This window comes from Aggregatibacter sp. HK296, from assembly GCF_980469475.1.
The window spans coordinates 531,230-544,016 of sequence record NZ_OZ413142.1 but is presented as its reverse complement, the minus strand read 5'-3'; the positions used below and the strand labels follow the sequence as shown (position 1 = coordinate 544,016).

The following is a 12,787-nucleotide window of genomic DNA, read 5'->3' as shown; positions in this document are numbered from 1 at the left end:
GTGAATTTAGAAAATAGAAGTCAGCCAATTAAAGAAATTCAAGGCATTAAACTCCCTTTCCGTTTAGTGGAATTCATGAAATTCCGTCTATGGGGCTACCTTGCTTCCGTTGTGATTATCGCGGTTTCATTATTCTTTGTATTTACCAAAGGTTTCAACTGGGGCTTAGATTTCACCGGTGGCGTGGTGGTTGATACCCACTTCTCTCAACCGGCAGATTTGGAAAAAATCCGTTCTACGTTAGTACAAAACGGCATTGAGAGTCCACTCGTGCAAACCACCGGTGGGGTCCGCGATGTGATGATTCGCCTACCGGCAACCGATGATGCACAAATCGGCGATCATGTCAAAAAAATGCTGAACACCTTGGATAGTGATATTCAAATCCGCTCCATTGAGTTTGTCGGACCTAACGTAGGTGAAGAATTGACCCAAGGGGCAATTTACGCCACCTTAGCCACCCTCATTATGCTCTTGCTTTATGTGGGCATGCGTTTTGAATGGCGTTTAGCAACCGGTGGTGTGCTTTCTTTAGCGCACGACGTGATTGTCACCCTTGGTGCATTCTCTTACTTACAAATCGAAATGGATTTAACCTTTATTGCGGCGATCCTTTCCGTGGTAGGTTACTCGTTAAACGACAGTATCGTGGTATTCGACCGTGTGCGTGAAAACTTCCGTAAAATCAGACGGATTTCTGCCATCGACATCATCGATATTTCCTTAACCCAAACCCTATCCCGTACCATTATGACATCGCTCACCACGTTAATTGTCGTTATCGCCCTCTTCATCTTCGGGGGGCCGACCATTCACAGTTTCTCACTAGCCTTGCTCATCGGGATTGGATTCGGTACCTATTCTTCCATCTTCATTGCGATTGCTATCGCCTATGACTTAGGTTTAACCCGTGAACACATGGTTCAACCGAAAGTGAATAAAGATGATATTGAAGAGTTACCATAAAAATCACTAAAACAAAAAAGGTCGTTTTTTAACGACCTTTTTTATTTCCAAGGCTCATCACATTTTCCGAATAACGCCATAAAAACGTTTTATTTTTCGACCGCACTTTAAGCAATAAAAAAGCGGCGAAATTCGCCGCTTAAAGAGAAATGCCTGAATAATTAGGCGTAAACCGGAAGACGTTTACAGATTGCCAATACTTTTTCTTTTGTCGCCGCAATCACTTGTTCTTCATTGTCTTTACCGAGTGCGTCTAACACATCACACATCCAGCCGGCAAGTTCACGACAGTCTTGCTCGTTAAAGCCACGACGGGTAACGGAAGGTGTACCTACACGAATACCGGAAGTCACAAATGGTTTTTGTGGATCATTTGGTACCGAGTTTTTATTCACGGTAATGTTTGCTTTACCAAGTGCCGCATCCGCCGCTTTACCGGTTAAACCTTGTTGAACTAAATCCACCAAGAACAAGTGATTTTCGGTGCTGTTTGAAACCACTTTGTAACCGCGTTGTTTAAACACCTCCACCATGGCTTTTGCATTTTTCAAGACATTTTGTTGGTAGATTTTATATTCCGGCTCTAACGCCTCTTTGAAACATACCGCTTTTGCCGCAATAATGTGAACTAATGGACCACCTTGACCAGCCGGGAAGACTGCAGATTGAAGTTTTTTATACATTTCTTCATCGCCGCTGGCAGATAAAATTAAACCGCCACGTGGACCACCTAAGGTTTTATGCGTTGTTGTTGTAACAACATGAGCATACGGAAGTGGATTCGGATAGACGCCCGCCGCAATTAAACCGGCAACGTGCGCCATATCCACGAATAAATAGGCGCCTACTTCATCTGCGATTTCACGCATTTTTTTCCAATCAACCACTTGAGAATAAGCAGAGAAACCGCCCACAATCATTTTCGGTTTCACTTCATGGGCTTGTTTACGCAAAGCATCGTAGTCAATCAAACCTTCATCCGTAATACCATATTGTTCTGCATGATAGATTTTACCGGAGAAGCTCACGGAAGCACCGTGGGTTAAGTGGCCACCATGTGCCAAGCTCATGCCTAAAATGGTATCGCCCGGATTTAATAATGCCATATAAACGGCTGCATTCGCTTGTGAACCAGAGTGCGGTTGCACGTTCACATAATCTGCGCCAAATAATTCTTTCGCACGATCAATCGCTAACTGCTCCACAATGTCAGCGTACTCACAACCACCATAATAGCGTTTGCCCGGATAGCCTTCCGCATATTTATTGGTGAATTGAGAACCTTGCGCTTGCATTACGCGCGGGCTGGCATAGTTTTCAGAAGCGATTAATTCAATATGTTCTTCTTGACGACGATTCTCATCTTGAATGGCTTGCCATAAAACCGGATCGTAATCAGCGATGTTCATGCTCTTTTTAAACATTGTGTTTTCCTCGTTATGTAATTTTGAGTGGTATAGTTTAACTGTTTATGGATTGAAATTTAATTAAAAATTAAGTCCTAAATTTTCATCAAATCAATGAAAACTATTCATAAAAGTGCGGTCAAAAAATCCATTAGATTTTTAACGTCGCCTTTGCCGGCACCGCCATCTGGTTCGCAAGTACTTAGACGAACTTACGAATCATTTTTTTTGCTATTTTTTCTGCTCACGTGCCACGGCGCGATAGCCGATATCACGACGATAAAAACGTCCGTTCCATTGGATTTGTTCAGCCAGTTTCAGCGCTTTCTGTTGTGCCTCAAATACGCTTTCACCCAATGCCGTAGCACAAAGCACGCGGCCTCCATTAGTAACTAACTTGCCCGCTTTCGCTTCTACGCCCGCCAAGAAAACTTTCTCATTTTCGACCGCACTTTGAGGCAAACCGCTGATTTCAGCGCCTTTACGATAATCCCCCGGATAGCCTTCTGCAGCCAATACGATACCCAAAGAAGCCTTCGGATTCCATTGGGATTTCACTTCGTCCAATTTGCCATCACAGGCTTTAAGACAAAGTTCCACCAAATCCGATTCTAAACGCAACATGATCGGTTGGGTTTCCGGATCACCGAAACGACAGTTAAATTCGATCACTTTCGGCTGACCATTTGGCATGATCATCAAACCGGCATACAAGAAACCGGTGTAAACATTGCCTTCTGCCGCCATGCCGTTGACCGTTGGATAGATAACTTCACGCATCACGCGTTCATGAATTTCAGGTGTCACCACAGGCGCAGGAGAATAAGCCCCCATGCCGCCGGTATTCAAGCCCGTGTCTTTTTCGCCCACACGTTTATGGTCTTGACTGGTCGCCATAGGTTCGACGTTTTTGCCATCCACCATAACGATAAAACTCGCCTCTTCGCCATCTAAAAATTCTTCAATGACCACCCGACTGCCAGCTTCACCAAAGGCATTACCGGACAGCATATCCCGCACCGCGTCTTCCGCTTCTTGCAACGTCATCGCCACAATCACGCCTTTGCCTGCAGCCAAACCATCCGCTTTAACGACAATTGGTGCGCCTTTTTCACGCAAGTAAGCCAATGCCGGCTCGACTTCAGTGAAGTTTTGATATTCCGCTGTTGGGATTTTATGACGCGCTAAAAAATCTTTGGTAAAAGCTTTTGAACCTTCCAATTGCGCTGCTGCTTGCGTTGGTCCGAAAATGTTTAAACCGACTGCACGAAACGCATCCACCACCCCAATCACAAGTGGCGCTTCAGGCCCCACGATCGTTAAACCAATGTGGTTATCTTGGGCAAATTTAACCAACGCAGGAACATCCGTTGCAGCGATATTCACGTTCTCGACTTTTTGTTCTAACGCCGTCCCCGCATTGCCCGGTGCAACGAAAATTTTATCCGCTAATGGAGATTGCGCCGCTTTCCAAGCGAGGGCGTGTTCACGGCCGCCGTTTCCGATGATAAGGATATTCATGTTGTAGTCCTTGTGTCTTTTTGAATTTAATCCCCTCTTTAGCAAAGAGGGGTAGGGGAGATTTGGCAGAAGTTATTTCAACCTCATAGTACATTTAGCATCGTTTTAAATCTCCCCCCAGCCCCCTCTTTACGAAAGAGAGGGGATAAGTAAAAAAGTAAGTCGCTCATTGAGCGAAGTTATAACATAAATTAATGTCTAAAATGCCGCATTCCGGTCAATACCATCACCATATTATGCTCATCTACCGCATCAATCACTTCCTGATCGCGCATTGAGCCGCCCGGATGAATCACGCATTGAATGCCTACTTTCGCCGCCGCATCAATGCCGTCACGGAATGGGAAGAACGCATCAGATGCCATCACACAACCGGCTACTTCCAAGCCTTCATCTTGCGCTTTAATACCGGCGATTTTAGCCGAATACACGCGGCTCATTTGGCCTGCACCAATGCCGATGGTTTGGTTATCTTTGGCATAAACAATCGCATTGGATTTCACGAATTTCGCCACTTTCCAGCAGAACAATAAATCTTTCAATTCTTGTTCCGTTGGTTGACGTTTGCTGACCACTTTTAAATCATCCAAGTCCACCATGCCTAAATCCGCATCTTGCACCAACAAGCCACCGTTCACACGTTTGAAATCTAAACGTTGGGTACGCGCTTGCCATTCTCCACATTCAAGCAAACGGACATTTTTCTTACGTTTCACCACTTCAACAGCTTCCGCAGACACTTTCGGTGCGATAATCACTTCCACAAATTGACGTTCGACAATTTCATTTGCCGTTTTTTCGTCTAATTCACGGTTAAACGCAATGATACCGCCAAAGGCTGAAGTTGGGTCTGTTTGATAGGCGCGATTATAGGCCTCTAAAATATCTTTGCCTAAGGCCACGCCGCACGGATTGGCGTGTTTCACAATCACACATGCCGGCTCATCAAATTCTTTTACACATTCAAGGGCTGCGTCGGTGTCGGCAATATTGTTATAAGACAAGGCTTTACCTTGCAGTTGGTTTGCCGTTGCCACACTCGCTTCTTTTACATTGAGATCCACATAAAATGCGGCATTTTGATGGGCATTTTCGCCGTAACGCATGGTTTGTTTACGCACGAAATTCAAATTTAAAGTCCGCGGGAATTGACCGCACTTCGCCTCCGCATCTTCTTCAGCAGCAACATGATAAGGTTTCACCAACTGACCGAAATAGTTCGCGATCATGGAATCGTATTGCGCAGTGTGTTCAAATGCTTTGATAGCAAGATCAAAACGGGTTTCCAGGGTTAAGCTGTTTTGATGTTGATCCATTTCGGCAAGAATGGCATCAAAATCCTGATTGTTCACAACAATCGCCACATCTTTATGGTTTTTCGCAGCAGAGCGCACCATGGTTGGGCCACCGATATCAATATTTTCCACGGCATCTTCTAACGTGCAATTTGGCTTAGCCACGGTTGCGGCAAAAGGATATAAATTCACCACCACCATATCAATGCCTTCAATGCCATGTTGCTGCATGATGGCATCGTCCGTACCACGACGACCTAAAATCCCACCGTGTACTTTCGGATGTAAGGTTTTCACGCGACCGTCCATCATTTCCGGAAAACCGGTGTAATCGGACACTTCGGTTACCGGCAAGCCGTTTTGCTCTAACAGTTTTGCCGTACCGCCGGTAGAAAGCAGTTTAACACCGCGTTTTACGAGGCCTTGGGCGAATTCCACAATACCGGATTTATCGGACACGCTAAGCAATGCTTGGCGAATGGGACGAGTTGATTGCATGAATAATTTCCTTTGATTTATGAAGTAAATTTGAGGTGGCGTATTATAACGCAAACGTTTGCGTTTATGTAGAAATGCACGAAAAATTTGTAAAAAAGTGCGGTCGTTTTTAAAGGCATTTTTACATTTGAACAAAAGAAAAAGCACGAATCCGCTTTCACAAATTCGTGCTTTCTCAAGGTTGGCAAACTATGCTTTGGCTTGCGCCCGTTTCACTAAAATCGTGGAAAGGCTGAATGCCACAATAAAGGAAACGGCCATGCCAATGCTGTACATGGCAAGGCTGTCCGGTTTAATCGACGGAATCCCTAAGAAACCTGCCGCACCAAGGGCAATGGCTTTTACGTTAAAGAAGGCAATAAAGGCACTCGCCAGACCGGAGCCAATCATGGCTGCGATAAAGGCTTGACGATAACGCAAGTTCACCCCAAACATGGCCGGCTCGGTAATACCAAGCAACGCAGAAATGCCGGAAGGAATGGCCAAGCCGCGAACTTTCGGATCTTTTAAGGCAAATGCCACGCCCAAACAGGCGGCGCCCTGGGCAATGTTAGACATTGCCGCAATTGGGAAAATAAAGGTACCGCCGGTGCGTGCCATTTCCGCCAATAATTGGGTTTCCACCGCAATGAAGGTTTGGTGCATACCGGTAATCACGATGGGGGCGTAGAAAGTACCGAAAATCGCACCGCCGATAAAACCTAATGTGTCATATAACCAGGTTAACCCTGCCGCGATTAATGAACCTGCTTCACGTCCGATTGGGCCGATGAGGGTAAACGCCAAGAAGCCGGCGATAAACAAAGAAAATAACGGTGTGACCAAATTATCTAAATAAGACGGCACAAATTTACGAAACGTTTTTTCTAACGTTGCCAACACCCAAGCGGAAATTAAGGTTGGGATCACAGTGCCTTGGTAACCTACTCGTTCAATTTCCAAACCAAACACATTCCAATATTGGATTTTGCCTTCTGCCAGAGTTAAAGCATAGTTCCAACCGTCAGCCAGTGCCGGGTGAACCAATAACATCCCTAATGCGGCCCCAAGGAATGGGTTACCACCAAACTTACGGGTGGCAGAGAAACCAAGCAATACCGGCAAGAACACAAATGGTGCGTTTGCAATGGTGTTAATGAAATCTACTAAATCTTTGAGTTCAGGATGCATGTCGATGACGCTGAGTTCATCCACAAAGAACCCTTTGGCGGTGAGCATGCTGTAAATACCCATCAACAAACCGCCTGCCACAATGGCCGGAATGATCGGTACGAAGATATCCGCTAAACCTTTCACCAAACGTTGCAACAAACTTTGATTACCGCCTGCCGCTTCTGCCACTTCCGCTTTACTCACATCGCCGATACCCAGTAATTTGGTTAATTCAGCGTGGACTTTATTCACTGTGCCGGAACCAAAAATAATTTGATATTGCCCGGCAACAGCAAACTGCCCTTTTACCCCCTCAATATTGTCGATGCCTCCCTTGTCCACTTTGCTTTCATCATTTAGCACAATACGCAAACGGGTAGCACAGTGAGCCGCTGTGACAATATTTTCTTTGCCGCCAAGTTTTTCAATGACTTGTTGGGCGATATTAGGAAAGTTCATAGTCTTCTCCCAAAGTAGTAAATAATAGGTAGAATTCTAGCTAAAAGGTTTTTGTCAGACTAGCGAAATTTAATGCACTATTCACTCATCCGCGCACTGAATATACCTTAAATTTGTTATTTTTCGCCAATACCTCATGGCTGCCGAAATGTTGATCCAGCCAGTCGGCATAAGGCAAAAAGGCATTCGCTACAATACGCAATTCACCGCCGGTTTTAAGATGCCATTTGGCTTGTTTAATCAATTCATTAACGGCGGTATAGGCGGTATCAATGCCATCATGAAACGGCGGGTTGGAAATGATCAGGTCAAATTTTCCTTCCACATGAGAGAACACATCGCTTGCCAATACTGTGCCTTGCAACTGATTTTCTCGCAACGTTCGCTGTGCCGATTCAAGCGCCATGGCGTGAATATCCGTCATCACCAGCTTGGTTTTCGGATATTGTTTTTGAATGTAACTGCCAATCACGCCGGCGCCACAACCGATATCCAGTACATCGCCCGACACATTTTTTAACGTGGACAACAACAATGCCGTGCCGCCATCCAGTTCGGCGGCGCTGAAGACGCCCGGCAAGGCATACACGGTGACATCGGCAAGTTGTGGTGATTGGTAGGATTTCCAGAAGAAATTCAGCTCAAAGTGCGGTGGATTTTTTAGCTGAAAATGATAAAGACTACAACGGCGGGCAGAGTCGATTTTGTGAATATCGCCGAAGTCCGCAAGCATATTTTCGGCAGAACGTACGCCGCTTCGATTTTCGCCGACAATGAGAATTTCTTGTCCCACCGGGCTTTTGGCAAGCATTTGCATTAATTGAAAATGACATTCCTGCTTGTTCTTCGTCCAATAAAACAGGATCAAATCGGCTTGGCGTTGAAATTCGAGGGAAAAATCCACCGCACTTTGTTGCTTTTGATTTTCTCGGTTGGCGTAATCAAAATACCAACTCCAAGCGCGGGCGTTAAAACCTTGGCGTCGTAAATCGGAAAGAAATTCATCGTTCACGGCTCCCGTAAGCAATAACGACTTCCCTGTTAAAAAATCTAAATGCCGTTCCAACACTTCGCTTTCTGCACAAATCACGCTATTAATCCTCTGCCTTATTGGTTAAAATGGGCGCCCATTATACTGGATTGAATTGATTTTAGATATGCAAGAAACGCGCCAACCTTACTCCCGTCGAGATGTATTACTGCAACAAATGGGCATTAGCCAATGGCAGTTAGTGCGCCCGGAAGCGTTGAAAGGCGCAATGAATATCACTGTCGCCGAGCATATTCGTTTGATTATCATCAGTCAGCAAAATCTATTGCAACAACCTGTTGTGCAGGATGTGTTACGCAGCCTGACACTGGATAGCGAGCAAGTATTAAACATCACCTTTGAACAGCTTGCTTATTTGCAAGTTAACCATAAAGTCAGTTATTGGTTGCTTTCTCAAAACACCTCGGAAAATGACCGCACTTTATCTCTCCCACAACCGTTAAATGTGTGGCAGTCTGATGATCTTGAGGAATTTAAACAAAATCCGCAGGCAAAACGTCAATTTTGGCAAACCATTCAACAATCCCCTTCCATCAATGCCGAATAACAAGGAACTGTCGTGATAACCATTTCGCTGATTGAAGAACAAGACTTTGACGCACTTTATGCCATTGAGCAGGCAGCTCACGCCGTGCCTTGGAGTTTAGGCACGTTGAAAAATAACCAAGGCGAGCGTTATCTCAATTTAAAGATCGCCGAAGGCCATCAGATTTATGGATTTGCTATTTGTCAGACCGTACTAGATGAAGCCACCCTGTTTAATATTGCTATCGATCCGCAAAAACAAGGCTTGGGACTCGGACGACAACTCTTAAACGAGCTCATCACCCAACTCAGACAAAAAGGTATTTTGACATTGTGGCTAGAAGTGCGCGAATCCAATAAAAAAGCCCAAGCGCTTTATGATTCGCTGGGCTTTAATCAAGTGGATATCCGTAAAAATTATTACCCTACCCCTGATGGCAAACGGGAAGATGCCGTGGTCATGGCAGCCTATTTATAAGACTATTTTTCCCTCTTAATTGCTTGCAACATCGGCACAAACCACGCTTTCACCTGCTGATTTATCCACGCCAAGTCCAATTCCTGCGTTTGTCCCAACACACGTTGCCAATATAAATCGCCACGGGAATAATCATCCCCTTCGGCAATTTTTATTAACTGTGCAAAGCACTTATCATCCTCAACTGTCTCTTCGTTAGCAATCTGTTTTAGGTATGCCTCAATGCCCTGTGTTGGAATCAGCTGCAATTGCGACTGCCCGGCTAAATAGCTTTCTACATAAATTTGCAGTTGCGCAAGGGCATCCTGTTGAGACACCACTTGAAAGATCTCGCGTTTGTCCTTGCCTTGGAAAATGGATTCCGTCGGCTGCGGCTGCGTGGCACACAACAATAAATGATATAACCAAGCTTCAATACGATCTTTGTCTTTGATAGTTGCCATGCGCCAAGTCACACGCTGTAACGGGTCGCCATATAAGTGGGAGATATTGCCTGATAAGGTGATATTACCGAATGCCGTCGGCAAGGTCATTTGTACAAAACGGTTTTGTGGCGTTTGTTCCACATAATCGGCAATATAGTGTTTAAATTCCGCCACTTCATCCAATAATTTATTGGCGTAGAGTGTCGCAAATTCGCCTCTTGGCAAGACACCTTTCACCTTCAAATGATCAAAAAACGCGTCGATTTGGTGTTCATCGACATCGACTAAGTCCGCATGAATCAGGTATTTCTCTAAGCCATTATTCAAAACGAAATTTTCACTGTCGGCGATACTTTCTTCCTGCTCGGAAAAATTCACACCGAGGCGGCGCTCAAAGAAAAATTTCACCGGATTTTTCACAAACGCCACCAAACGAGAAAATTCAATCTCCGTTTCTTGTTCGAAACCATCCTGCGCTATCGTCGGTTGAATGAAATTCGACAATGCCTGATTGGATTGCGAATTCACCAAAGGCAACCATTGTTGCGCAAAAGATTGGCTAAAAGTGCGGTCGTTTTTTTCAAAGTTTTTTCGACTAAATGCCGTCATGCCGTGTTGTTGCACCAGTAATGCCCGCCAATCTTTGCCTTCATTCGGCAGATTTTCCACGATGTAATCCAACAACTGGCTCACCAACACCGACGGCTCACGTTCTTGATTATCCGAAATAGAACGACCGATATAGCTGATGTACAAATATTCTTGCGCAGACAGCAAAGCCTCAAGGAACAAGTAACGATCATCATCACGGCGCGCACGATCGCCTTTAATGCGGTGATACTGCATTAAGTCAAAACTATTTGGCGGCTGTTGACGTGGGTATTCACCGTCATTCATACCGAGCAGGCAGACCACTTTAAACGGAATAGAACGCATCGGCAGCAACGTGCAAAAATTCACTTTGCCGGCTAAAAAACGGTAATGATTCGGGTTTTCTTCTAACGCACCACTCATGACATCCGCCACAACATCAACGGCCAAGAGCTCGTCAAAATGCACGTCCTGTAACTGTTCTGCAAATTGCTGAATCACGTCTTTAATATAAAACAAGGTTTCTTCGGTTTCCGTTGTCGCAGCAAAGAAACTATCCGTTAAGGTCAACAAATGTTGTTGCCATTGCGCCACGGAATAGCGCTGTTGCAACGTTTGGAACCAATCTGATAATGCGGCGATAAACTCAGCCAGTTGCCCTGCCAGCTGACCTTTTAAGCCGAAACTGTTGTCCAATCCAAGGCTGTCTTGCCAAATACCATTTTCTTCCCGTAAGGCATACCCCAACAACATACGTTCCAAACCGGCTTGCCAGGAATTGTAGTTGTTTTGCGTCTCATCATGATTCTCTGCACTTTGTTTATCTAAACCAAAACGCACGCCGGCATTTTTCACCCAATCTCGAATTTGCGCCAAATCCTGCAATTCAATATTAAAGCGTTGGCGTATTGCTGGTACATCTAACAGCGCCAACACGTCTTCTGCACTGAAAAGACTTTCTTTGAGATGCAATAAAGAAAGGAAACCGGCAATAACTACATCATTTTCCGATAATTTGTTATCCGAAATAGAAAATGGAATGGCAGTTTGCGGCGTAGCATGTTGCCCGAAAACCGCGAGAATATAAGGGGTGTATTTATCAATATCCGCCACCATCACGATGATGTCTTTTGGGGTCAAATGTGGATTTTCTTGTAATAAATGCAGCAGATAATCCTGCAAGACTTCCACTTCCCGCATCGTGCTGTGGCAAGCATGGAAGGTTAAAGTGCGGTCATTTTCCTGATAGTTTAACGGCTCGCTGCCACTCGGCATAAGATGCAAAATCTGATGCTGAATTTGACTCAATAAATTCTTCGGTTCAATCTCCGCATAGGCAGAAATCTCATTCGGTTCCAACTGCGTTAATAAATAAGAAAAATCGCGTCCCAATTTTCCCCATGAAGCCAACAAGGGATTACCGACTTGCAATTTTTCTTGTGCGTAAGTCACCTCCCATTGCCGCTCTACCTGCTCTCTTTGTTCTGCGGATAACAAAGGTCTATTGACTTGGTTGAAATAATCGGTACGAGTGCGTAGTGCTAATTTTTCAACAAATGTTGGATCCACAATGTCGCCCCAATATTCCTCGCAAGGATTATTGAAGAACAAATGCACATCACAATATGCGCTAATGACTTGAAAAATTTCTAAATAGGCTTTTGGCAAGGCAGGAATACCGAAAATGAAAAGACGTTCCGGTAAAAAGAGCGGTCGATTTTCACGGAGTTTTTCTAACAGCAACTGGTGTAAATGCGCTCGGTGTTGTACTAAATCCAATCCGGTTTCGGTTTTTACTGCCTGTACCAAAGCCCGCCACAGGCTCGCCTGCCAGGCAATATTTTGTTCAATCTGTGCCGATAAACGATCATTATTGAAATTGGATTGAGCTTCAATTTGATGATGAATATCTGCCTCTTGGTGCGCTTCCCAAGCGGCAATCCAGTTCGGGCGGTAAACCAAATATTGGTCGAATAAATCCGCGATCTTGCCGGCAAGTTGGTAGAGTTTAAATTGCTCCGATTGAACAGAATGCGCCAGATAATGGCGTAAAGGATGAAAAGCCTCTTGTTCTAAATATTGAGGAATTAAGCGCATCAAACGCCACATCATGGCATTTTTATTAAATTGATTGCTTTGCGCCACATCGGGCAAATTTTCTGCATAAAGCTGCCAAATAAAGCTGGCGGGCATTGGAAACGCAAAATTTGCTGCAATGCCTTTTTGCTCTGCGATTTGTAACTGTAACCATTGTGCCATGCCCGGACTTTGCACCAGCACGGTTTCCGGCTGTAATGGATTGCTCAGCGGTTGACGTTGAATTAATTCAACGAGAATGTCCTTTTGCACCTCAAGTTGATTCGAATGATAAACAGTAAACACGCCGCCTCCGGAAATAAGCCTAACTATAATTTGCGCTA

At 44.8% G+C, this 12,787-nt stretch carries 9 protein-coding genes; 3 read left to right on the top strand and 6 right to left on the bottom strand.

Annotation, left to right across the window (positions count from 1 at the left end; genetic code table 11):
* Positions 1-966 (top strand): protein translocase subunit SecF, encoded by a 966-nt coding sequence (gene secF / locus AC30SH_RS02725; RefSeq protein ID WP_032997941.1) that lies wholly within the window; start codon positions 1-3, stop codon positions 964-966.
* 161 nt (positions 967-1,127) lie between these two features.
* On the opposite strand, the gene glyA is transcribed toward secF, so the two are convergent.
* The 5 genes from glyA to rsmC form a co-directional block, all read right to left on the bottom strand.
* Entirely contained in the window at positions 1,128-2,390 is a 1,263-nt protein-coding gene (gene glyA / locus AC30SH_RS02720; protein ID WP_006718964.1) for a serine hydroxymethyltransferase, read from the bottom strand.
* Between the two features lie 213 nt (positions 2,391-2,603).
* On the bottom strand, positions 2,604-3,893 hold the full coding sequence (purD, locus tag AC30SH_RS02715; protein ID WP_212509836.1) for a phosphoribosylamine--glycine ligase: 1,290 nt from the start codon (positions 3,891-3,893) through the stop codon (positions 2,604-2,606).
* Between the two features lie 191 nt (positions 3,894-4,084).
* Positions 4,085-5,686 (bottom strand): bifunctional phosphoribosylaminoimidazolecarboxamide formyltransferase/IMP cyclohydrolase, encoded by a 1,602-nt coding sequence (gene purH / locus AC30SH_RS02710; RefSeq protein WP_315028453.1) that lies wholly within the window; start codon positions 5,684-5,686, stop codon positions 4,085-4,087.
* 189 nt (positions 5,687-5,875) lie between these two features.
* Positions 5,876-7,297, bottom strand: a complete 1,422-nt coding sequence (locus tag AC30SH_RS02705; RefSeq protein ID WP_314885288.1) for a sucrose-specific PTS transporter subunit IIBC — start codon at positions 7,295-7,297, stop codon at positions 5,876-5,878.
* Between the two features lie 85 nt (positions 7,298-7,382).
* Positions 7,383-8,387, bottom strand: coding sequence for a 16S rRNA (guanine(1207)-N(2))-methyltransferase RsmC (rsmC, locus tag AC30SH_RS02700; protein ID WP_212509839.1), 1,005 nt, complete (start codon positions 8,385-8,387; stop codon positions 7,383-7,385).
* A 67-nt stretch (positions 8,388-8,454) separates the two neighbouring features.
* On the opposite strand from rsmC, the gene AC30SH_RS02695 reads away from it, so the two are divergent.
* Together AC30SH_RS02695 and rimI are read left to right on the top strand one after the other, a co-directional pair.
* Positions 8,455-8,895 carry a DNA polymerase III subunit psi gene (locus tag AC30SH_RS02695; RefSeq protein WP_212509840.1) on the top strand — a complete coding sequence of 147 codons (441 nt, stop codon included), beginning with the start codon at positions 8,455-8,457 and terminating at the stop codon, positions 8,893-8,895.
* Between the two features lie 12 nt (positions 8,896-8,907).
* The gene (gene rimI / locus AC30SH_RS02690; RefSeq protein WP_212509841.1) at positions 8,908-9,351 is read left to right on the top strand and encodes a ribosomal protein S18-alanine N-acetyltransferase; all 444 of its coding nucleotides are present in this window, start codon (positions 8,908-8,910) and stop codon (positions 9,349-9,351) included.
* 2 nt (positions 9,352-9,353) lie between these two features.
* On the opposite strand, the gene recC is transcribed toward rimI, so the two are convergent.
* Positions 9,354-12,749, bottom strand: a complete 3,396-nt coding sequence (gene recC, locus AC30SH_RS02685) for an exodeoxyribonuclease V subunit gamma (RefSeq protein ID WP_212509842.1) — start codon at positions 12,747-12,749, stop codon at positions 9,354-9,356.
* Positions 12,750-12,787: the final 38 nt, after the last annotated feature.